The organism is Acinetobacter sp. AND/436, from assembly GCF_049546925.1.
GTDB classification, from domain to species: Bacteria; Pseudomonadota; Gammaproteobacteria; order Pseudomonadales; family Moraxellaceae; genus Acinetobacter; species Acinetobacter indicus.
Genome location: NZ_JBMXBO010000008.1, coordinates 34,652 through 57,455, shown reverse-complemented (window position 1 = coordinate 57,455; position 22,804 = coordinate 34,652). Strand labels below are relative to the sequence as shown.

At 37.8% G+C, this 22,804-nt stretch carries 19 protein-coding genes; all 19 read right to left on the bottom strand.

Going from position 1 to position 22,804, the window contains the following annotated elements; translation table 11 throughout:
• Positions 1-17: 17 nt before the first annotated feature.
• The 19 genes from galE to tviB all read right to left on the bottom strand — a co-directional run bounded on the left by galE (position 18) and on the right by tviB (position 22,697).
• Positions 18-1,034, bottom strand: coding sequence for a UDP-glucose 4-epimerase GalE (galE, locus tag ACPEPR_RS07985; RefSeq protein ID WP_423562281.1), 1,017 nt, complete (start codon positions 1,032-1,034; stop codon positions 18-20).
• Positions 1,027-2,691: a glucose-6-phosphate isomerase gene (gene pgi, locus ACPEPR_RS07980; protein ID WP_423562280.1), complete on the bottom strand. Its 1,665-nt coding sequence runs from the start codon at positions 2,689-2,691 to the stop codon at positions 1,027-1,029. Before pgi ends, galE begins: the two co-directional genes overlap by 8 nt.
• Positions 2,691-3,947, bottom strand: a complete 1,257-nt coding sequence (locus ACPEPR_RS07975) for a nucleotide sugar dehydrogenase (protein ID WP_423562279.1) — start codon at positions 3,945-3,947, stop codon at positions 2,691-2,693. Before ACPEPR_RS07975 ends, pgi begins: the two co-directional genes overlap by 1 nt.
• A gap of 18 nt (positions 3,948-3,965) precedes the next feature.
• Complete coding sequence (gene galU / locus ACPEPR_RS07970) at positions 3,966-4,841, bottom strand: UTP--glucose-1-phosphate uridylyltransferase GalU (RefSeq protein WP_075167645.1); 876 nt, start codon at positions 4,839-4,841, stop codon at positions 3,966-3,968.
• A gap of 24 nt (positions 4,842-4,865) precedes the next feature.
• The gene (locus ACPEPR_RS07965) at positions 4,866-6,740 is read right to left on the bottom strand and encodes a polysaccharide biosynthesis protein (protein WP_423562278.1); all 1,875 of its coding nucleotides are present in this window, start codon (positions 6,738-6,740) and stop codon (positions 4,866-4,868) included.
• A gap of 139 nt (positions 6,741-6,879) precedes the next feature.
• Positions 6,880-8,049 carry a DegT/DnrJ/EryC1/StrS family aminotransferase gene (locus ACPEPR_RS07960; protein WP_423562277.1) on the bottom strand — a complete coding sequence of 390 codons (1,170 nt, stop codon included), beginning with the start codon at positions 8,047-8,049 and terminating at the stop codon, positions 6,880-6,882.
• A gap of 41 nt (positions 8,050-8,090) precedes the next feature.
• Positions 8,091-8,747 (bottom strand): acetyltransferase, encoded by a 657-nt coding sequence (locus tag ACPEPR_RS07955; RefSeq protein ID WP_423562275.1) that lies wholly within the window; start codon positions 8,745-8,747, stop codon positions 8,091-8,093.
• A complete protein-coding gene (locus tag ACPEPR_RS07950) occupies positions 8,740-9,351 on the bottom strand; it encodes a sugar transferase (protein ID WP_423562273.1) in 612 nt (203 codons plus the stop codon). The genes ACPEPR_RS07955 and ACPEPR_RS07950 overlap by 8 nt, the downstream gene beginning before the upstream one ends.
• Entirely contained in the window at positions 9,352-10,494 is a 1,143-nt protein-coding gene (locus ACPEPR_RS07945) for a glycosyltransferase family 4 protein (RefSeq protein WP_423562271.1), read from the bottom strand.
• Entirely contained in the window at positions 10,491-11,630 is a 1,140-nt protein-coding gene (locus ACPEPR_RS07940) for a hypothetical protein (protein WP_423562270.1), read from the bottom strand. The genes ACPEPR_RS07945 and ACPEPR_RS07940 overlap by 4 nt, the downstream gene beginning before the upstream one ends.
• Positions 11,631-11,632: 2 nt before the next feature.
• Positions 11,633-12,982, bottom strand: coding sequence for a phenylacetate--CoA ligase family protein (locus tag ACPEPR_RS07935; protein WP_423562269.1), 1,350 nt, complete (start codon positions 12,980-12,982; stop codon positions 11,633-11,635).
• Between the two features lie 52 nt (positions 12,983-13,034).
• Complete coding sequence (locus ACPEPR_RS07930; RefSeq protein WP_423562268.1) at positions 13,035-14,120, bottom strand: glycosyltransferase; 1,086 nt, start codon at positions 14,118-14,120, stop codon at positions 13,035-13,037.
• 197 nt (positions 14,121-14,317) lie between these two features.
• Positions 14,318-15,394 (bottom strand): glycosyltransferase family 4 protein, encoded by a 1,077-nt coding sequence (locus tag ACPEPR_RS07925; protein ID WP_423562266.1) that lies wholly within the window; start codon positions 15,392-15,394, stop codon positions 14,318-14,320.
• Positions 15,391-16,356, bottom strand: coding sequence for a glycosyltransferase (locus tag ACPEPR_RS07920; RefSeq protein WP_423562265.1), 966 nt, complete (start codon positions 16,354-16,356; stop codon positions 15,391-15,393). Before ACPEPR_RS07920 ends, ACPEPR_RS07925 begins: the two co-directional genes overlap by 4 nt.
• A gap of 25 nt (positions 16,357-16,381) precedes the next feature.
• On the bottom strand, positions 16,382-17,518 hold the full coding sequence (locus tag ACPEPR_RS07915; RefSeq protein WP_423562263.1) for a polysaccharide pyruvyl transferase family protein: 1,137 nt from the start codon (positions 17,516-17,518) through the stop codon (positions 16,382-16,384).
• 1 nt (position 17,519) lies between these two features.
• Positions 17,520-18,857: a Coenzyme F420 hydrogenase/dehydrogenase, beta subunit C-terminal domain gene (locus tag ACPEPR_RS07910; RefSeq protein WP_423562261.1), complete on the bottom strand. Its 1,338-nt coding sequence runs from the start codon at positions 18,855-18,857 to the stop codon at positions 17,520-17,522.
• Positions 18,854-20,371: a hypothetical protein gene (locus ACPEPR_RS07905; protein ID WP_423562259.1), complete on the bottom strand. Its 1,518-nt coding sequence runs from the start codon at positions 20,369-20,371 to the stop codon at positions 18,854-18,856. Before ACPEPR_RS07905 ends, ACPEPR_RS07910 begins: the two co-directional genes overlap by 4 nt.
• A 1-nt stretch (position 20,372) precedes the next feature.
• Complete coding sequence (locus ACPEPR_RS07900) at positions 20,373-21,398, bottom strand: NAD-dependent epimerase/dehydratase family protein (RefSeq protein WP_423562257.1); 1,026 nt, start codon at positions 21,396-21,398, stop codon at positions 20,373-20,375.
• 21 nt (positions 21,399-21,419) lie between these two features.
• Positions 21,420-22,697: a Vi polysaccharide biosynthesis UDP-N-acetylglucosamine C-6 dehydrogenase TviB gene (gene tviB / locus ACPEPR_RS07895; protein ID WP_423562256.1), complete on the bottom strand. Its 1,278-nt coding sequence runs from the start codon at positions 22,695-22,697 to the stop codon at positions 21,420-21,422.
• Positions 22,698-22,804: the final 107 nt, after the last annotated feature.

Below are 22,804 nucleotides of genomic sequence, written 5' to 3'. Positions count from 1 at the left end.
CGAGGATCTGAACCTACTTAACGATAGCCATTTGGATTCTGTTTTTGCCAGTTCCAGCTATCTGCCAGCATATCTTCCAGACCATACTGCGGTTGCCAGCCTAACTCGGCAATAGCACGCCCATTGTCTGCAAAAGAGGTTGCCACATCGCCCGCCCGGCGCGGTGCCAGTTCAAATGGAATCTCTACCCCATTGACCTGTTCAAAGGTATTTTTCACCTGTAACACGGAAATCCCGTTTCCGGTTCCAATATTCCAGGCACGACAGCCCTGGGCATTTAAACGGTTATTCAGTGCGCATAAGTGTGCATTGGCCAGGTCCACCACATGGATATAATCGCGGACGCCTGTGCCATCGACGGTATCGTAATCGCTACCAAAGATTGAAAGTTTTTCACGACGACCGACAGCCACCTGGGTCACATACGGCATCAGGTTATTTGGAATGCCTTGCGGGTCTTCACCAATCTGGCCACTTTTATGCGCACCAACCGGATTAAAATAACGTAATAAGGCAATTGACCAGCGCTCATCAGCAACTGCCAGTTTTTCCAATAACTGTTCAATAATCAGTTTGGTATAGCCATAATTGTTGCTTGGCATCCCCGTTGGCATTTCTTCATTTAAAGGAGAGGTATTAGCTTCATCATACACCGTTGCAGAGGAACTAAAGACCAGTTTAAACACCCCTGCGCGTTGCATCGCCTGGGCCAGACTGATAGAACCCGCAATATTATGCTCAAAATAAGCCAGTGGAATTTGCTGACTTTCCCCCACCGCTTTAAGACCGGCAAAATGAATCACCGCATCAATCTTGTGCTGCTGGAACAGCTGATCCAGACCGGCACCATCCCGAATATCCCCTTCAATAAAATGAAGACTTTTCTGGGTCAGCTCTTGTACCCGTTGTAATGATTCTGCCGAACTGTTCGACAGGTTATCCAGCACCACCACCTGATGCCCGGCATTGAGCAGCTCCAGACAGGTATGCGAACCAATATAACCGGCGCCACCGGTGACCAGAATATTAGCCATCTGATTTTCCTAATAAAATGTGTAATAAACCCTGTGTCGAAGCATCCAGTGCCGATACATCCTGCTGCTGGCCATTTAAAATTGGCAACAGCTGATTGGCAATTTCCTTGCCCTTTTCTACGCCCCACTGATCAAAGGGGTTAATATTCCAGATTACCGACTGGACAAACACCTTATGCTCATACAAGGCAATCAGCATCCCCAAGCTATACGGATTCAGTTCCTGAATCAAGAAGGTTGAACTCGGCTGATTACCGGCATATTGCTTATACGGTGGCAGACTGGCCAGCTCGGCCTGATCTAGCGCCTGATTACCAAAAGCCAGTAAGCGCGATTGTGCCAGACAGTTAGACAGCGCCAGATGATGTTGCTCGACCAGCGCCTCTGCACTTTCTGCATAGGTAAACTGGTTAGCATTGTAGCGCTTCACCGGCGCAATAAAATCACAGCTGACCGCCTGTGTCCCTTGATGCAGCAGCTGATAAAACGCATGCTGGGCATTCGGTCCTACTTCTCCCCAGACAATTGGACAGGTATCCAGTTCCACCGCTTCGCCACTGCGCTGAATCGATTTACCATTCGATTCCATTTCCAGCTGCTGCAGATAAGAGGCAAAATATTTTAAGCGGCCATCATAGGGCAAAACTGCATGGGTCTGAATATCCAGAAAATTATTATTCCAGATCCCGAGTAGGCCCATCAACACCGGAATATTCTGTGCAAAGGGTGCGGTCTGGAAATGCTGATCCACCGCATAGGCCCCGGCCAGAAAGGCTTTAAAACCTTCCACGCCAATAATTAGCGCAATCGGCAAGCCGATACAGGACCAGAGGGAATAACGGCCTCCGACCCAATCCCACAGCAGGAACTGGTTTTCTGGTGCAATGCCCCATGCGGTCATTTTATCAGGCTTGGTCGATACCCCAACAAAATGATGCTGTAATACACGTGCCTGTTTGCCCAAGGCTTTTTCCAGCCATAAACGGACGGTTTGTGCATTGGACAAGGTATCAATGGTGCCAAAAGATTTAGAGGAAATAATAAATAGCGTGGTTTCCGGACGCAGCTTATGCAGTAAATCTGAGAGCTGGCTGCCATCCATGGTCGAAACAAAATGTACGCTCAGCGGCTTGGCACTTGGATGTTTAAAATCGGACAGTGCCTGAGTGGCCATCAAAGGTCCCAAGTCTGAACCGCCGACGCCAATATTGACCACATCCTGAATTACTTCACCGGTCGCACCGCGGCATTGTCCGGCATGAATTTTTTCTACCAGCTGATACATTCGCTGTAGCTGGGTCTGCACCTGCTGCGCCAGTTCCGGATGAGTACTGTCCTGTTCCGGCAAACGCAGCGCCCAATGCATGGCTGCACGCTGTTCGGTATAGTTAATCGGGTCAGTGGAAAACAGGGTGTTGATCCAGCCCGATAAGTCATGTGCCTCAGCAAAACGAATCAGCTGCGCCAGTACTTCGGCATCGATCCGCTGTTTGCTATAATCAAAAACCAGCGATTTTAAGCCTACAGAAAAGTGCTCAAAACGCTGCGCATCCTGTGCAAATAAATCGGTTAAATGACGCTGTTCAAACTGATTTTTTAAGCTTTGTAACTGTAATAACAGTGAATCACGCGTATGTACCGCTGCTGAACTGCTCATTAGCGTCCTACTCCCATATAGGCAAAGCCCTGCGCTTTGACAAATTGCGGATCATAGATATTACGTCCATCTAAAATTAGTGGATGATGCATACTGTTGAGCAGGGTTTTATAGTCCGGACTCCAGTAATGTTTCCAGGCGGTTAACAGACACAGCGCATGGCTGTCTTTGACGGCTTCATACTGGTCCTGACACAAGATCAGATCATCGCGTTCGCCATACAATGCCTGAATTTCCGGCAAGGCTTGCGGATCGTGTAATTTAACCGTGAGTCCTTGCGCCCAGAGTGCCTTGAGCATGGCGTGAATCGGTGAATGGTGCACGCGTGAAGTATTTTCCTTAAAGGCCGCGCCCCAGATGGCAATGGTTTTGCCTTTTAAATTGCCCTGATAATAGTTCCACAGTTTGCGAAATAGCAGTTCTTTTTGCTGCTCGTTAATTTCCCAGACCTGGGCCAAAAGCTGGCTTTTGACACCGGTGGTTGACACGGTATTGGCTAGGGTTAAAACATCATGCGAGAAATTTTCCCCACCAAAACCGGCACCGGGATACATATAGGACGCGCCAATCCGGCTATCAGCAGCCATGCCCTGGCGCACATGTTCAATATCAATACCCAGTTTTTCGGCCACCACAGCCAAGTCATTGATGTAACTGATTCGGGTCGCCAGCATGCCGGAAATGCTCAGCTTGGTAAATTCCGCATCCAGCACCGGCATAAACAGATATTGCTGCTTGCGTGGAAATAGTGGACGTAAAAACTCTTGTACTTTGCTTTGCACCTGTGGATTCATACAGCCCACAGTCAGTTGTTCCGCCTGGGTGATACTGGCCAGCGCATTCCCTTCCTGACTCATATCCGGCAAATACACCCAGTCATCTTCAGGTAGTAGCTGTTTCAGACGTGCCGTCCCCTGCAGACCGAGGGTCGAGGCATTGATCATCAGTTTCGGATGAATGATCGGGCGCTGCTGGAGCTGCTGCAACAGTTCAATCAGTAGTGGCTCTTCAGTCGGGTTCAGGCTAAACAGATAAATATCAATCTCTAGCCCCAGCTCTTTCAGGCTACAGTAATGCAGGAAGCCTTGGGCATGTTGCTGCTGCAGCAGGCGATTAACTGCCTCATCCTGAAAATCAGGTGCTTCCGGGCTATCTTGCCCGAAAATGTCACACCAATAGACCTTGTGCCCACATTCTGCCAATAGCGCCGCCATCACCCCGGCATAAAGCGTTTGACCAAAAACTGCAACCTTCATGCTGACCTCTGCCCTGTATTAGTCTTTAAGTTCTTGAATCAACTGTTTAAATGCTACACCTAAACTTGGATGGTCCACTCCGTAATGCAAGACGGCCTTTAAATAGCCCAGTTTGCTGCCGCAATCAAAGGTCTGGCCTTTCATGCGGTAGGCTTCGACGGTTTCCAGCTGCTGTAATGCGGCAATGGCATCGGTCAGCTGGATTTCATTCCCAGCCCCTTTTGGCGTGGTGGCCAATAGCTGCATAATTTTGGCCGGCAATACATAACGCCCGATCACGGAAAGATTAGACGGTGCCGTACCGACCGCTGGTTTCTCGACAATCCCCTGCATTTCCGCACTCTGGCCTTCTGCAGGAGCAGCGGCAACATCCACAATGCCATACTGATCGACCAGATGCTCCGGCACAGCTTCGACCATAATCTGCGCCGCTTGTGTGGCATTAAAACGTTCAATCATCAAGGCCAGATCATTTTTTTCTGCCTGATCTTTGACCAGCACATCTGGCAATAACACGGCAAAAGCCTCATCGCCGACAATATCTTTGGCACACAGCACCGCATGACCCAGGCCCAGCGGCTGTGGCTGACGCACACTGACCACGCTGACCTGCGGCGGTAAAATTTCGGTAATTTCTTTTAGCAAATCCCACTTTTGCTTCTGCTCTAATGTGGTTTCCAGTTCAAAGTTACGATCGAAGTAGTTTTCAATTGACGCTTTGGAAGAATGTGTGACCAGAATAATCTGTTCAATACCGGCAGCAACCGCTTCACGCACCACATATTCAATCGCTGGACGATCGACCACCGTCACCATTTCTTTGGGAATAGATTTACTGGCTGGTAAAAAACGGGTACCCAAACCTGCAACAGGTAAAATCGCCTTCTTAATCATATACTTTAACCTGATCTCAATATTTTAATTTACTTTAACTTCTTTACCACGTTGATAGCCATCAACATAGTGCTCCAGCTGGCTTAATGCCCAATCAATATCCGATTGCACCGCGGTTAAATCATTGAAGCGTTCAAAGACCTGCAATAACTCATCCAGAGGATACATTTTTTCATAAGAACGTAAAATCCGGCTGTGTTGTGTCATTTCGGTATTATCAGCATCAATCAGTAATTCTTCGTAAAGTTTTTCACCGGGACGTAAACCGGAGTACTGGATTTCAATATCACCATCCTGACTGTCGGCTTCACGGACTTTCAGGCCACTGAGCGCAATCATCTGACGGGCCAGGTCCTGAATCCGTACCGGCTCGCCCATATCCAGCAGGAACACATCACCACCATGACCCAAGGCACCAGCCTGAATCACCAGCTGTGAGGCTTCAGGAATGGTCATAAAGAAACGGGTCACATCCGGATGGGTCACGGTAATCGGGCCGCCCTTGGCAATCTGCTGTTTAAATAGTGGCACCACAGAACCCGATGAACCAAGCACGTTACCAAAACGTACAATACTGATCTGGGTCTGGTCCTGCGCTTCCGCCATGGCCTGACAGTACAGCTCAGCCATACGTTTTGATGCCCCCATGACATTGGTCGGACGCACGGCTTTATCGGTTGAAATCAGTACAAAGGTTTCGACGCCATTTTTAACGGCTGCATTTAAACTAAAAGCGGTACCAATTGCATTATTTTTCAGGCCAGCAATCGGGTTACATTCTACCAACGGTACATGTTTATACGCTGCCGCATGATAGACGGTTTGCACTGCGTATTGTTCAATAATCCGTTCCAGTTTGGCCTGATCCAAGACCGTACCCAGAATCGGAATAATTTCGACATTGGATGCCAGACGCAGTTCTTTATCAATACTGTACAGGGCAAATTCGGTCAGCTCATAGATGACCAGTTTCTGCGGCTGGTTTTTAATAATCTGGCGGCATAATTCGGAACCAATTGAACCACCGGCACCTGTGACCATTACCACTTTGTCTTTGATATTTTTTTCCAGCAGTTCTGCCACAGGCGGCACCGGATCACGACCCAGCAAGTCAATAATATCAACTTCCTGAATATCGGAGACACGGATTTCACCATCCACCAGTTTGGTCAGCCCCGGAATTTCGGTAATTTTTAAATGGGCAGGTTCCAGAAATTTGACGATTTCACTTTTGCGGCTACGTCCCACAGAGGGCAAGGCGATTAAAATTTCATCAATCCGCAATTTGGCAAAACATTTAAGTGCTGTTTCCGGCAGATAGACATCAATCCCGCCAATATTCTGTCCACTTAAAGATGGATTATCATCAATAAATAAAATGGGTAAATGTTCATTAGAGCGGTTTAAGGTCGCAGCGACCTGTTGACCGGCATTGCCTGCCCCATAAATTGCGATGCGTTTTTTTGGGATACCCGCCTGTACATAAGAACGGACAATAAAACGGATGATCCCACGGCTAAACCACACCCAGGCGAACATCATAAAGCCGAACATCAATGGAATTGAGGTTGGAATAAAAGCATCTGTTAAATAGGCCAAGGCATAGAGTCCCGCCACCGCCAGAAAGGTCGCCAGGCCCAACTTGACCATAAACACTTCATTGTAGGTACGTACAATAAAGCGGTACACCCCAAACACAAACAGCAGGATAACCGCAATTGCACTGACCCACAGTGAACCAAACGGAATATTCGGCACCACCTCTGCACCAAGGTCAAACTGACGAATGGCATAACACAGCCAGATTAGGACTGGAAATACACAGAAATCCAGAATGACCAGGAAAGCCAGTTTGGCAGCACGGGGGGATTCGACAAGAGGTAGGATGACGGATTTCACTTGATGTGTCTTCTCAATAAGAATAGTACAGCTCAGTTCAATTGTTAATATTGGAATGATTAAACTGCAATTAAACTCAGTTTTTAAAATGCATCAGTTGATGCATTTTTTATATGACATTATTGTAGCGCATATTGAATTAGATACGCTGAATCACCTGGGCAATCGCCTGTTCGGTTGTGCGAATATTATCTTCCGATAAGGTTGGATGCACCAGGAACATCAGACTGCTTTCACCCAGTTGCTGGGCATTGGCTAGACGCTGGGCGGGTCGCCATGGCGTACCATCAAATGCATGTTCTAAATACACTTCTGAACAGGAACCACTAAAGCAAGGCACGCCCAGTGCATTGATGTCTGCCATAATCCGGTCACGTGACCAGCCTTCTGGCAACTGCGCTGTATTGACTTGTACATAGCACTTATAGTTGGCATGGACATAATCACTGTTCGGATAATGCACGCTAAAATACGGACTGTCCTGAAATACCTTTAAAATACGTTGGGCATACTCGGTGCGTTTTTGTGTCCATTCTGGCATCCGCTGCAACTGCAGTCGACCAATCACGGCTTGCATTTCCATCATGCGCCAGTTGGTGCCAAAAGAGTCGTGTAACCAGCGAAACCCGGGTGGATGCTGTTTGTGATAAATGCTGTCGTAATTTTTACCATGGTCTTTATACGACCACATTTTTTTCCAGAGCTGTTCATCATTGGTGGTGACCATACCACCTTCGCCACCTGTGGTCATAATTTTGTCCTGACAGAATGACCAGGCACCAATATGTCCAATTGATCCGGCAGGCTTGCCTTTGTACATGGCACCATGTGCCTGTGCACAGTCTTCAATAACATACAGGCCTTTGTCCTGCGCCAGTTGCATAATCGGGTCCATATCACACATCCAGCCCGCCAAATGCACGCAAATAATCGCTTTGGTATTTGGAGTTAGTGCTGCTTCTATGGTACGGGCAGAAATATTTTGTGAGTCGAGTTCTACATCGGCAAACACCGGATTGGCCCCAGCAGTCACAATCGAGCTGGCAGATGCTAAGAATGTACGTGAAGTAACAATCACATCATCCCCAGTGCCTATGCCTAATGCCTTAAGCGCAACATCTAGCGCCACTGTACCATTGGCCAGTGCCACGGCATATTGAGTTCCTGCAAAGCGGGCAAATTCTTTTTCAAATTCGCGACACTCCTGCCCGGTCCAGTAATTCACTTTGTTCGAGAGCAATACTTGAGATACGGCATCTGCTTCCTGTTGAGTAAAGCTTGGCCATGGTTCAAAGGCAGTATTTAGCATGGTTTATCCTGGAATAATCTGATTCTTTAAATATTAAAAAACTACTTCTTTTCAAGTATACGCGCTGGGTTGCCAATAACGGTTACACCGGGTGGTACGCTTTTTGTGACAACAGCTCCCATACCCACCACAGCTCCTTTACCAATAACTAGCGGTTGGTCTGGGGTACCCTGCTTAATGACAGCACCACTTCCAATATAGGCATGGTCTTCAATATGAATATTACCATTACACTTTACACCAGGGGCAAAAGTGACATAATCACCAATCACACAGTCATGCTCGACATAGCTATATAAGTTGGCATGAAAGCATTTACCAATTTTTATATTTGAGGTAATGCTCACAAAAGGACTGAGTGCTGCACCTGTGGCAATTTCAACCTCATCCATCAGCACTACATTATCTGCCTGAACACTCCAGAGCTCAATTGCATCTTGTTCAAGTTGTATTGAAATTTTTTCACGTACTTGACTATTGGCAATCGCAATTAATACATGTTTTTGAGTCGCAGGGTGTGCTTTAAATGCCGCATAATTCATGGCTCGATGCGAATTGATTATGGTTTCTACAACTAAGCTATCATCTATAAATACGATTTCAGCAGGATTTCCCAAACGCTTTAATTGGGCTCTTGCCACTGGCATCAAGCTACGCCCACAGCCTGAAGCGCCATATACTGCATATAGTTCAGTCATGCTGTTGATCCGATTTTGTACCCGTAAATTTAGTCATGGTCGCTCCGCCTGCTTCGTTAATATCATCTTTGGCGAGCACTTTTTTCACCGTTTTCAGCATAATTTTAAAATCTAACCAGATCGATTGATTTTCTACATACCACGTATCGAGTTTAAATTTTTCTTCCCAGCTTATGGCATTACGTCCATTCACTTGTGCATGACCAGTCATACCCGGACGGACCAGATGACGCTTGGCTTGTTCTTCGTTATAAAGGGGTAAATATTCCATCAGCAATGGACGCGGCCCGACAATGCTCATATCGCCTTTAATCACATTCCATAGTTCAGGCATTTCATCAAGACTCGTTGAACGTAACATTTTACCAAATGGTGTTAGACGTTCACTGTCTGGTAGGGGGTTGCCTTGAGCATCTACCGCGTCTTTCATACTGCGAAATTTAATCATTTCAAACGGTTTTCCGTGTAAACCCGGGCGTACCTGACGAAATAAAACAGGCGAACCTAGATTTTTTTTCACTTTATGTGCCACATAAAAATAAAGTGGTGAAAGCAGGATCAGGGCGATGGAAGCGATGATAATATCGAGAAGGCGTTTTAGCATTTATATTAAACCCATTTCTTGCATCATATGCCGGTTAACTTGATGCACATCATATTTATTTAAAGCAATTTCTCTGGAGCGTTGCCCCATTTGCTCAATAAGTGCAGGATTGTTTATAAACTCTTGCATGGCATTCATCAGACTATTTACAGATTTTACTTCAACTAAAAAGCCATTTTCGCCCTGAATTACAGTTTCACGACAACCCGGAGCATCTGTAGTAATAATTGCCCGTCCCATGGCCATGGCTTCTAAAACTGTACGGGGTGTACCTTCACGATATGACGGCAAAACATAAACCGAACTCTCTGCAATTGCAGGGCGAACATCAGTTAGTTTCCCCCAGTACTTTAATATATTACTGGCCACCCATTGATCCAATTCTTGCTGACGAATGGCTGAAGGATTTTCATCAATCCAGCCCACCAAATGGAACTCAACTTCTGGATACTGCAGTTTAATTAGCTTCGCTGCTTCCGCATACTCTCTTACGCCTTTGTCACCCAATAACCGAGCAATGAGTAAAAATGAAAGTTTAGGATTATTTTGTGCATTCACAGGAAAAGGCAATACATTAAAGTCCGTAACATTCACCCCTGAGCCGTTAACCACCACTGTAGGCAAATTAGGTTGCAAAAGTTTTAAATCTTGAAAAAGCTTTAAATCATCTGGATTTTGAAAAAAGACTTTATGACTATGTGAAAGTGCTTGCTGATATAAACCATGTACTATTTTTTGAAAAAAACTACGCTTACTGCCGTATTCTACACTTTGAAAGGCGTAGCCTAAACCTGTAATCAGTGCAAAACGATGTGGTACTTTGGCTAACCACGCGGCTAATGTGCCATAAATCACAGGTTTAATGGTATAAGACAATACATAGTCTGGTTTTATTTTTTTCATTAAATTATACATTGCCCGTAATGTTTTTAAGTCTGCTACCGGGTTGGTACCTGTACGCTGCATGGAAACTTCATGTACGTAATAACCTAAACCTAGTAGTTTTTCATGCTCGGCAGGAAAAGAAGCCAAATCAGGGGCAATAATGTGGATTTCATAGCCTTGCTGATGGATGGCTTCGAGTAACTTTCCACGGAAATTTAATACTGAAGGTAAAAAACTAGATATTATTAAGAATTTCATTTTTTAGTACTATTCGTATGCTGAGATTGTTTGTAACGATAGAAAGCATAAACTAATAAATAAATTAAAATTGGCATAAACATCCATTTTTGACGAGTAGCAATACCTAAATTTGCTGTAGTAATTGCTAACATACTACATGTCAAAAATGCATAAATTAATAACCAGGTATTTTTACCCTCTACAAAATAATTTAGTCTAAACTTATTTTTAAACAAGACATATAAAAATAATATTAACAGTATAGTATTTTCAATACTGGTAAATAAAGCTAATGCACTATGAGCATCAAAAGGTAAAGGTCTAAATACATAAGTAAATATTTGTACAGGATAACTCATGGATTGTAAATCTATAGAAGAACCTCCTCCTTGGTTAGAATTTTGACGATCATCTACATAACCACTAATACTGTCAATTGATGCTTCATCTAACCCTACATATTGCTGTACAAAACCAGAGGAAACAACAACTGCCGCTATAATAATAGGCAAGGTAGTCAATTTAACTAATAAATGTACTTGAGATCGAAGAATAAAATAAATTACAAAGGATACAATCATCATTAATGCTATATGTGGTCGTACCATAAACATAAAGAAAAATGATATTGGAAAGAGAACATATAGATTTTTATTAGAAGTTATAGCATATAAAAATAAACATACTGAAAAAAATGATATTGCATCTTTACCTAACCCAGCACTCCAAAAACTCATAGAAGGTATAAATAATAAGAAAAACCAATACCAAGGAAGTTTTTCAAGATATTTTTTTAAAGAATGATATAAAAACACAAGCCCTAATAATCCTAAAGTATTATATACTAAGGTAACATTTAGATAACTTGCATCTAACCCCTTAGAAAATATAGAAGAAAAATAATAAATAAAAGGAGAGCCAGGATAAAAGTTAATATTATCAGCTAAGGACATTCTATAATAGTTTATCGCATCCGCCGCATTATACAATGTAAAATAAAAATAAAAAATTGAAAAAGCAGTATGCCAAAAAAACAAAATGCTAATAACTTTAATATCTGCTTTGCTTTTACTACCAAAAATAAAAACAATAATAAAACTAATTATTAAAAATAGTAAAGTTAAGTTATTTTGATAAAAATCAAACTCCAACATAATTATTGGCCTATTAAGTTCTTAACGATTCTAAATTTTCCACTTTTTTCTTTCTCTATACTTTCAACATATCTTATATTCAACTGAATATCATTACCAACTCTTTCTCTTAAAGCAGAAATAAAATTTGATTCCTGTTTATTATCAAATTCATTATTTACTACAATTTTTACTTCTACATGATCCACCTTATCTTGAATAAGTTGAAAACATACAATCCCTTTAGTATCTTTAGTAGAATTACTAATATTACCTAAATTTACCTTACCATGGGTAGGAGAAAGAATATAATCATTTGTACGCCCCTCTATACGTTCAACTAATGGAAAAATAGAACCACACACACATTTTTTTGTAGAATCTGCTAAAGTAATTGAGTCACCGATCCGATAACGTATTAGTGGTGTGCCATGTGTTGTGAAAGAAGTTACTAACATTTGCCCGGCTTGAGCAGGTTTTAAATTATCATCCACAACTTCAAAAATTCCTGTTAAAGGATGAATATGCAAATGTCCAGCACTGCATTCTAGTATAAAGGGTGCACCTTCTGAAGAAGCATATTGATCTACCAATTTACAGCCTAGGACTTCAGAAATCACGTGACGGTGTTCTGATAATACTGTTTCTGCTGTTGGGAAAAAAACTTTTGCCTTGCCCGTATATTTTAAACCTTTGGCCTTGGCAATTTGACAAATTTCAAACACACTAGAGGGAAAGCCGACTAAAAATTCAGGTTGAAACTCATTTAAAGACTTCCAATACACATCAAAGTTTTTTTCATTGATTAGAAAAGTAGAATAGAACCTAATTTTATTTATAAAATCATAATGTGAACAAATTCCTTTTTTTATATCTTTTTGAGTAATTAAGTTTTTACCAGAAAACCATGCTGTTTTTTTGCCTAGCGCATAACCATGCTGTGCACGAAAATGATCTAAAATAGCAAAACGTTCTTGCATATCTTTTTTTGTATAAATTACTTTCATAGAGGCACCTGTTGTGCCTCCTGTTAAACTTACAATCCCTTCAGACTCAGCTATTGTTTTTATTTTATTTAAATTATTAATAATATCTTCTTTTTCAAGCACTTTAGCTTTATCTAAATTGTCTAATTTTTCTTCTTTATACCATTCTGAATTATTTATAACATAAGTCAAAAAGTTACTTTTCTTGATATTGACTTCCTGCTCTAGTTCATCTTTTGAGAAACGATCTACTTTTTTATAATATTCTCTAAAATCAGAATAGCTCCCCCCATGTCGTATTTTATACTGATATACATTAAATAACGTAACAGCTAGATTTTGAATAAAATGAGGACTAAAACGAACTAAACTTTCTTTGAGTGACATTTTTAAGCTCAATATTGATATAAATTAAATAATGTTAATAAATGATGTGTCTTTATTTAAGCATTTTGCTATATAAATGCAAGTGTAGTTGTGCAGCTTTCGAGATTGAATACTGAGCTGAGTTGTGAAGAGCATTTCTAGAATACTGTTCTATAAGATTAGGTTGATTAACTAAGCTAGTGATAGCCTCGGCCAAATCCTGGGGGTTTTGGGGAGCAACAACAATACCATTTCCACTATTCACAATAACTTCTGCACATCCACCAACATCAGTCACAATACAAGGTAAACCAGATACAGTAGCTTCTGTTAATGCTATAGGCAATCCTTCCCAAGCAGAACTCATAAGAAATATATCTGCTTTATACAAGAACTCAGGGATATTTGTTTGAACACCAACAAACGCCACCACTTCATTTAAATTATTCTTGTTTATATATTCTAACAATTGACTCTTATAGTTAATTTCACCTTCTCCAGCTATTTTCACTCTTAGATTAGCTCTTAATTTTTCATCCAAAACATTAAGAGCTCTCAACATATTCATATAGTCTTTTTGTACGGTGAGACGGCCAACCATGACAATATTAATAACATCATTCGGTACTCTTGCCCGCTTATAACCAATAAATTTTTCTTCTGAAACAGCATTTGGGATTGTATTGATATTACGCATTGTATAGCTTTCTAAAGCTTTAGCACATTTGTTGGAAATGCCAACATACTCATCTACAAGTCGATTGAAAACTTGATATAAAAATTTTCCCCATCGTGGTTCCATAGAGTGATGAGTATAAACAACAGGAACTGAGCTTAAAGTGGTAAATAGTATCCCAAAAGCTAAATGAGTATGACAAATATCAATATTATGATCAGAAATATACTTTTTGATACGAAGCATACCTAACCATGGTTTTTTACGAGTTTCGTTACCAATGATATAAATATGAATTCCTGAGAATTTTAAATCATTCAGAAAATTTTCTTCATATATGCTATCTCTACCAATATCAGATGCATTACTTAAAAAAGCTATATGTAAATTATGACCCTGACCAGCTAAGTATTTAGCTAAATCTTTAACATAAACTTCAGCACCACCAGATGCAGGAGAAGATATAATATGAAGAATATTCATGTTTTACTCAAAATAATTAAAAAAATCAAATACGTAAATATTAAATGCTACCCAACAGCTCGACCCATTGTGCAATTACAGATTATGAATAATTTAGTTTAACCTTCTCTTAATTTTAATAAATTTTATCTTTCTCATCATTTGTCACCGATTTTTAAATAGAAAAGGCAATAATATAAATTATACCTATAGTTAAACTACTTTAAAATATTGATCCAAGCATCTATTACATTATCAATAGTAAATTTTTGAGCTACTTTTTTACTCGCAATCACCATATCATTGTAATTTTCAGTAGGCATACTCATTAATTTTATAAGTGATTCTGAAAGCTTTTGGTAATCAGTTGGTGGAACTAACAGCCCATTAATCCCCTGCATAACAATATCGTTAGGACCTGTATCACAATCAAAAGCAACAATAGGTAAGCCAAATGCTTGAGCTTCCAGCAAAACCATTGGAAAACCCTCATAATAAGAGCTCAAGCAGTAGATGCTTGCTTGTTCATAATACTGAGTTACATTTTTTGTATTACCAACCAATTTAACATTATTATGTAAGTTATTTTCGTTAATGAATTCAGTTAAATTTGAACGCTCCCTTCCTTCTCCCACTATAATTAACTGCCAATCAGGGAGGTTTTTAACAACTTGATTCCACGCACTCAATAGAAGATTATAACCTTTAACAGGAAGTAATCTGCCAACAGCTAAAACAACTTTATTTGATTTTGAAGGATAACTATATACAGCTTCATAAGGCTGTGGGTTTGGAATAGTTACTATTTGTGCCTTAACTTTTTTAATACCTTGATACCAAAACTCTTTATCTTTTTTTGTTAAAGTAATAACAAAATCACAATATTTTGCTGCTAATATACGGCTCCAATCTCTTTGTTTTGCTCCATTATTATTCTTAAAGTTAAAGTGCTCCCAACAAATATGCTTTATATCTAAATAAGCAAGAGCTGGGATCGTAAAAAGACAGTTACCACTATCAACAACGATTAAATGCGTTATTCTTTTTTCTTTAACAAAGTTTCTAATTTTATAAATAGCACCTAAGTAATTTTTCTTAAAAGAAAGTTTCCTTTCATATAAAGAAAAATTTTTCACTTTTGAATCAAGCGAAAAAAAAGGATCTTTACCATCTACTAAATTTAATATACTAACATCATAACCAATATTTACCAATTTATTAGCTATTAATGTAGGTACCCTCTCCGTTCCTCCTGATTCATTTAAATTACCAACAAGAAAACAAACTTTTTTCATTTCAGCTTCCCTCCAATACTTAAAATAAAAACAAATACCAAACCAAACCTATAATATAGTTGATGCCCTCTTTTCATCAAGTATCTTTTATCAATATTTTTCATATAATTTTTTATCTTATTTTGTTCTAAAAATGCATTATACCATCCAAAATTTTTCAAAATAAAACTAATATAAATCTGACTCAAAGCAACAAAAGAAGATGAATATATTTTATTTGATTTGACTCTAGCTCCATATTCTTCTAAAATTTTTTCAAAACTAAGTTTTATCTTATCAATATTCTTAGAGCTCGAATCCAATAAACTACCAGTTTCATTTATCCTATAAAAATATAAAATTTCATTAATAAAGTAAATATTTTTAGAATTTAAAAAAATTTCCGGTATAATATGAGCATCCTCAAAATAAACCCCTTCAGGAAAAAAATAATTCTTAAAATTTTCAGCCTTATAAATATTTAACCATGGAAACCAACTACCCTCATTAAATATTTTTATTAAGAGATTATCATCTAACTCCTGAAACCCAGCTAAATTTAACCCAGTATTAAATATAGGTTTAACTTCAACCTTATTTTTAAATCTAGAAGATTTAAATCGGATAATATCTGGTTTACATAAATTAATAACCTTGAAAATATTTGAAAAATAATCCTTCGAAATCAAGTCATCTGAATCTAAAAAAGCAATATATTCACCTGTAGAAATATTTAAAGCATTATTACGAGCAACACTTTGACCTTGATTTTCTTGATTTAATATAATAAAGCAATCCTTTAAATTTTGGGGCAAACCTTTTAAACAATGCTCTATAATTTTCATAGAATTATCAGGAGTGCCATCATTAACAATGATAATTTCAATTCGATTATCCAATTGTATGATTACGCTATTAATGCATTCTTCAATATATTTTTCAACATTGTAAACAGGAATAATCAAACTTAATATTTTAGACATAAAAATTTCAAACTATCCGATTTATTTAAACTAATGCTTCTTTTAAAAAATTAATAGATTTACGCTTTAAATCTATTAATTTTTTATTCACTAACTCATAATCAATTTTATCATGTATTAAATCATCAGAAATTTCAGAACTGACGTTCACCATTCTATTCATTAAACCTAATTGCTTTAATAAAGATTCAAACCTAGAAGCACCTCTTTCTTTATTTACAATTGAAATAAATGGTTTGTTGAAAATAATTGAAAATACTGTACCGTGAAAAGAATCAGTCACAATAAAATCAGCTTCAGTAAAAGATTTTATCCAATTTTCTATAGGAGGATAAATATAGAGATCTAAGTCTTTAATAAAAAAACCTTCCTTAACAGTCTTTCCAGGTTGATTATAAAAAGTTTCCTTACCTAGTTTTTTAGAAATACTCTTAATTATTTTCTTTTTACTTTCATTTCTATCAAGAATATACACGAAAATTTTCCCGATATTCTTACTATCTATTTGCTGAGAATTTAATAATTTTAGATACTCTCTAGCTTCCAATAAAAGAGTTGGATCTAGAGTATGCTTAACCTTTATATTTAAATATTGCTGACATAAACTAACTGCAGAACTCTCTCTCACTGAAACGGCATTAAATTGATATAATAAACTCTTAATTTCTAAAGTCTTTTCTGTATCAAACTGCCACTCATCAATTCCAAATGAAGCTGAATATGCAATTTTTTTAATACCTTTTTTATCACTTAAAAAATCTAAAAAGAAACTTTCAATACGTGGAGAGTATGCTACACGCCAGACCTGATCACTCCCCACAATAACAGCATCAAAATCCTTACTATTAAAATATTTTTTTATCTCTTCTATAGAGTATAAAATAGGCGAGTAATTAATATTGCTGTCTATAAATCTTATATGTTCCGATTTTAATACTTCTAGCTCTTTTTCAAAAAATGGATAAACTTGTCTATTGGATAAAATTTTATGCTTAAGAACTGACAATAGCTTCTTTAAGTCGGATATTTTCTTCCATTGATAATTAAGAGTTTCTACCTCATACCCCATACTAATCAGAGTCTTTTGTAATGCAAATGCTTGTAATGTTCCACCAAAATTTACATGCAAGGGTTGTGTTAATATTGCAATTTTTTTAGTCATTTTAAGCATCCTTCTTACTTAAAAGAATTTTCTTCAACTTTATTAGGCGATGATTCCATAAAGTAAAGAATTTTAAATTCTCTAGATATGGTTTCATTTTTATTTTGAACTTAAGATGATTTCGTGTTTCCAACCAATAATCTAAACTTTTTTGTCGCGTTTTTAGCCTAGAATTTTGAACAAAATTGAAAAGAAGATTTTGATTAACCATATGCTTATTACGCTTCCTAGGAGTAAGTTTCCCTTCTTTATTCACTTTCATTACTCTAAAGGCTAAACCTTTATGGCGATGATTAAAACTTCCATTTTGAGATAATATTATTTTTTCTGTATTCATCACATCTAGAGCAAGTAAATTTTTATTCAGGCCATTTTTTATTAAATTTTCTGCTATTTTAGTTCTAGTAATAATAATACTATTACCTAAACCATTTTTATCATAAGGATCAATCCAAGCATCACCTAGTGAAATATCAGCCAACTCAGTTAAAACATCATCGCAGAAATCACATGCATTAGATTTAAATAGACCTGTCCCCCACATATCCCCAAGACTTTGCATATCTACCATATGAATTTTTTTATCTGATTTTTCTATGCATGAAAATTTATAATCTAATGCATAACTTTCTTTATTTTTGACACGATATTGAGCATAATTATATTCGTTTTTACAACCTGCTTCTTGTGCCAAATAGTCTGTATAATATTTACTTTTCAACCCACCGCAAATAATACCTACAATAAATGCTATTTTTTCTTTTAAAACTGGGTCATACATTTGTTTTAAACGTATTGCCTTAACAAAACAAGCCACACCAGAAACTGCTACTTTTCCATCTACTTTCGAAAGTTCTTGAAATAGCTTCTCTAGAGTTACAGGGGTATATCTTGTTTTTGATATCTGAGTAATTTCTTCAACATTAGAAAAAAACTGATAAGCATATTGACCATCAACTTCTTTAACGATAAACAAATGGTCTACTATCTTCCGCTCCAACAAAGCATTAAAAACATAAGTGGCTATCCCACCGGATGACGATGTTTCACGAAATTGCTTACTATAACCTGCATAAAGCCCATAATAATATCCAATTTTATCGTGATATTGAGTTTCTGGCTGTTTTAAAAATAATTCACCTAATTCATCTTCATCTTTTTGTTGAATTGCAAAAGGACAAACTTTAACCATCTTATCTTGAGTTGAACTTTTACCTAATAAAGGTACAAGAAATCCCTCATTATTCCAGATCATTTTTGCCTGATGAGTTTGATCCTCAGAAACACAAACTCCACAACCACTGCATAAGTGATTTTTAACAATCAAATCAATACTCATTTAAGAAAACCCTTTATTTTATTTTGTATAAACTGCCTTTCTATAGTTGAAAGCCCAAATAAAATGATGTTAGCCACTACAATTAATACTATAATAATTGATGATAAAAGAAATGAAATCATTTGATCTTCAAATTCAAAAAGCTCTTTCAAAAACCAAGAGAAAAATACTGAAAAAAATGAAACAAGAGCTATTTTAACCAAAACTGAATTGATATATACAATTATACTAAATTTAGCCAAACGCTTTAAAAAATATAATCTTAACCCTAAGCTTACAAAAGACATCAATAATGCAACCCAATAAATAACCCATGGTTTAGGTATAAATTGTAATGCTAAATAGGATAAAGGAAGATTCATAAAAACTGAAATACTTACTATAATTTGATATATTTTAATTTTTCCTGTTGCTTGTATCCCTGTCATTAATGTTCCTGAAAGACAATCTATTAGCATAATAACCAATGCTAACTGAACAAAGTATATCAAATACCTAGGAATTTCATGTAGCCATAACTCTAATAAATATTGAGTATTAAATAAGATTGGTAAAACTATTAGAAGACAAAAAAAGAAACTGAATTTTGATCCAATATTAATTAATAAGCTATTACGCTTATAATCTTCTTCTGCATAACTTTTATATATTTGTGGGTTAATCGCAGTAGTAATTGAATTTATTAAACCACCCACTACACCTATAACTGTATTTGTTATAGCATATGCAGAGTTAACTATGACTCCAAAAAAAATATTCAGTAAAATATTTAAGCCTTGTATTTTAGAAATAGCAGCAAAATTACCAGAAATATTCCATGAGGAATAAAAAAACATTTCCTTTAATAAAGGAATATTTGAAACTTTTAACTGTATTTTTTTATCAAACTTTTTATAACAATATAAAATATATATAACAAAGACCACCAAACTTGAACTTACATACAAAATTGTATACTTTTCCAATAACGACTCTTGCATAAAATATAAGCAAAAAACTATTCCTAATTTAGAAATAGCATCATACAAAGATAATCCTGCATAAAAAGACATCTTTTCTTTTGCTAGTATTAATGCATTAAAAGGTGCTTGAAATATCGAAATAAAAATAGAAATTACAGCAAAGTAGAATATAAAGTTTGCAGATTTCATATAGTTTAAATCAATAGATAAGACTCTATTCAACATTAAATCTCTTATACTGAGTAGAACAACAGAGACAGTTACTGCTATTAATAAGTGTAGAAATAAACTACTACTCCAAGCATCTTCAAATAGTTTGTTATTTTTTTTACCGATATAATATGATAAATACCTTTGAGTCGATGAAACCATTGCACCATTGATAAAAGCAAACAAAGCCGCAATACCAAAAACAAGATTGAATAATCCATACTCTTCAACGCCTAATAGTCTAAGTACTTCACGGACTGTAAACAGTCCAATTAAACTGACTAATAGTGTACGAAATACCAAATAAGAGGCATTTCTCAGAATTGTAGTATTTTTTGACATTCTAGTTATTTTCAGCCAAATACCAACTTACCGCCAACTCTATACCCGAACCTATTTTATAATTGGGTTGATAATCTAAAAAACTTTTAATCTTTTCAATACTTGCCTGTGAATGACGTACATCCCCTGCTCTAAATTCACGGTAAATAGGTTCTTTTTCATAAACTACACCACTCTCATTTAAAGCAACTTTAATCGCATTAAACAAATCATTGAGTGTGGTACGATCCCCTACTGCCACATTATAAACTTGGTTTTTAGCTTCATCATTTTGTGTGGTTGCTGCCAAAATATTGGCCTGAACCGTGTTTTCAATAAAACAGAAATCTCGACTGGTTTCACCATCGCCATTAATAAAAACATCATCACCTGCAATCATGGCAGCAGTCCATTTAGGAATAACTGCAGCATAAGCACCGTTCGGGTCTTGGCGTTTTCCAAACACATTAAAATAACGCAAACCAATTGCCTTAAAACCATAAGTCCTTGCAAATACATCTGCGTATAACTCATTCAAATATTTGGTGACCGCATAAGGCGAAAGCGGCTTGCCGATATTTTCTTCGACTTTAGGCAGTGCGGGATGATCACCATAAGTTGAACTGCTGGCAGCGTAAGTAAAGCTTTTCACTTCTGCATCCCGTGCAGCCGTCAGCATATTTAAAAAGCCGGTAATATTTGCTGCATTGGTGGTAATCGGGTCAGCAATAGAACGTGGTACAGAGCCTAAAGCCGCTTGGTGCAATACATAGTCCACACCAGAACAGGCTTTTTGACAGTCTTCTAAGTCACGAATATCACCTTCAATAAAGCTAAATTTTGCCCACTGCTCAGCAGATACCAAGCTTTGAACTTCATCTAAATTATGTTGATGACCTGTAGCAAAGTTATCTAGCCCTACCACAGTCTGATCCAATTTTAATAAAGTTTCTAAAAGGTTAGAGCCAATAAAACCTGCCACCCCTGTTACCAACCAGGTTTTAGGATTTTGTTTTAATTGCTCACATACAGTCTGATATTGGCTCATTCTTATACAAGTCCCTAAAAATTATAAACGAAGATCAGATTCAGATTGTTCTAATACATATTTTAAGTCATATAAAATATGTTCCGGCTTGGCTAAAGCACGAATATCTGTAGCCCCCATTGCTTTAAACTGCTCATGCGCAACTGCTAAAATGATGGCATCATATTGGCCTTGTTCTAGGCTTACAATTGGGGTAATACCGTATTCATGCTGTGCTTCTTGTGTATCGACCCAAGGGTCATAAACATCTGCCTGAATATTATATTCTTGTAGCTCATTCACAATATCAATAATCTTAGTATTACGAATATCCGGACAGTTTTCTTTAAAACTTAAGCCTAAAACCAGAACCTTAGCGCCTTCGACCTGAATTTTTTTCTTGATCATGGCCTTGACCAGCTGGGTCACCACATAAGCCCCCATACCATCATTTAAACGGCGACCTGCCAGAATAATTTCAGGATGATAACCGATGGACTGTGCTTTATGGGTCAAATAGTACGGATCGACACCAATACAATGCCCCCCCACCAAGCCTGGACGGAATGGCAGAAAATTCCATTTGGTACCGGCAGCCTGCAATACTGCTTCAGTATCAATACCCATTTTATTAAAGATCACGGCCAGCTCATTAATGAGTGCGATGTTGACGTCACGTTGGGTATTTTCAATGACTTTTGCTGCTTCAGCAACTTTAATACTGGTTGCTTTATGGGTGCCGGCTTCAATAATTAGGTTATAGACCTGATCGACAAAGTCTGCAACTTCTGGGGTAGATCCTGAGGTAATTTTTAAAATATTGGTGACGCGGTGCAACTTGTCCCCTGGATTAATTCGTTCCGGGCTATAACCGGCGAAGAAGTCCTGATTAAATTTTAAACCTGAAACCTTTTCCAATACCGGAATACAGTCTTCTTCAGTTGCGCCTGGGTATACAGTAGATTCATACACCACCACATCGCCTTTTTTTAATACCTGACCAATACTGGTCGAAGCCTTAATGAGCGGGGTTAAATCGGGTTGTTTATAGTCATCAATTGGCGTAGGCACCGTCACAATAAAAAAGTTGCAGCTTTTTAAATCATCCAAATTGGCTGAATAGGAAAGCTGATTCGCCTGTTGTAGTTCTTCTGGTGATACTTCTAGGGTATGGTCTTGACCACTTTGTAATTCTTCAATCCGTTTTTGCTGAATATCAAAACCAATCACCGGAACTTTTTTTCCAAATTCCACGGCAAGTGGCAAACCAACATAGCCTAAACCAATGACGGCAATTTTCAGGTCAGAGAGCTGTAGCATTTTAACGCCTTATTTATCTACGTATATTTATGAAGAGTAAATCTTTCGGCGGGAATGTTAGCAGAAATTCATGAATGTTCTGTTATGATTTTTAGCCAAAAAATCTA

Bases quoted from the DNA above. Each gene is read 5' to 3' on its own strand.
- galE (WP_423562281.1), bottom strand. From the start codon at position 1,034: ATGGCTAATATTCTGGTCACCGGTGGCGCCGGTTATATTGGTTCGCAT.
- pgi (WP_423562280.1), bottom strand. From the start codon at position 2,691: ATGAGCAGTTCAGCAGCGGTACATACGCGTGATTCACTGTTATTACAG.
- ACPEPR_RS07975 (WP_423562279.1), bottom strand. From the start codon at position 3,947: ATGAAGGTTGCAGTTTTTGGTCAAACGCTTTATGCCGGGGTGATGGCG.
- galU (WP_075167645.1), bottom strand. From the start codon at position 4,841: ATGATTAAGAAGGCGATTTTACCTGTTGCAGGTTTGGGTACCCGTTTT.
- ACPEPR_RS07960 (WP_423562277.1), bottom strand. From the start codon at position 8,049: ATGCTAAATACTGCCTTTGAACCATGGCCAAGCTTTACTCAACAGGAA.
- ACPEPR_RS07955 (WP_423562275.1), bottom strand. From the start codon at position 8,747: ATGACTGAACTATATGCAGTATATGGCGCTTCAGGCTGTGGGCGTAGC.
- ACPEPR_RS07950 (WP_423562273.1), bottom strand. From the start codon at position 9,351: ATGCTAAAACGCCTTCTCGATATTATCATCGCTTCCATCGCCCTGATC.
- ACPEPR_RS07945 (WP_423562271.1), bottom strand. From the start codon at position 10,494: ATGAAATTCTTAATAATATCTAGTTTTTTACCTTCAGTATTAAATTTC.
- ACPEPR_RS07940 (WP_423562270.1), bottom strand. From the start codon at position 11,630: ATGTTGGAGTTTGATTTTTATCAAAATAACTTAACTTTACTATTTTTA.
- ACPEPR_RS07935 (WP_423562269.1), bottom strand. From the start codon at position 12,982: ATGTCACTCAAAGAAAGTTTAGTTCGTTTTAGTCCTCATTTTATTCAA.
- ACPEPR_RS07930 (WP_423562268.1), bottom strand. From the start codon at position 14,120: ATGAATATTCTTCATATTATATCTTCTCCTGCATCTGGTGGTGCTGAA.
- ACPEPR_RS07925 (WP_423562266.1), bottom strand. From the start codon at position 15,394: ATGAAAAAAGTTTGTTTTCTTGTTGGTAATTTAAATGAATCAGGAGGA.
- ACPEPR_RS07920 (WP_423562265.1), bottom strand. From the start codon at position 16,356: ATGTCTAAAATATTAAGTTTGATTATTCCTGTTTACAATGTTGAAAAA.
- ACPEPR_RS07915 (WP_423562263.1), bottom strand. From the start codon at position 17,518: ATGACTAAAAAAATTGCAATATTAACACAACCCTTGCATGTAAATTTT.
- ACPEPR_RS07910 (WP_423562261.1), bottom strand. From the start codon at position 18,857: ATGAGTATTGATTTGATTGTTAAAAATCACTTATGCAGTGGTTGTGGA.
- ACPEPR_RS07905 (WP_423562259.1), bottom strand. From the start codon at position 20,371: ATGTCAAAAAATACTACAATTCTGAGAAATGCCTCTTATTTGGTATTT.
- ACPEPR_RS07900 (WP_423562257.1), bottom strand. From the start codon at position 21,398: ATGAGCCAATATCAGACTGTATGTGAGCAATTAAAACAAAATCCTAAA.
- tviB (WP_423562256.1), bottom strand. From the start codon at position 22,697: ATGCTACAGCTCTCTGACCTGAAAATTGCCGTCATTGGTTTAGGCTAT.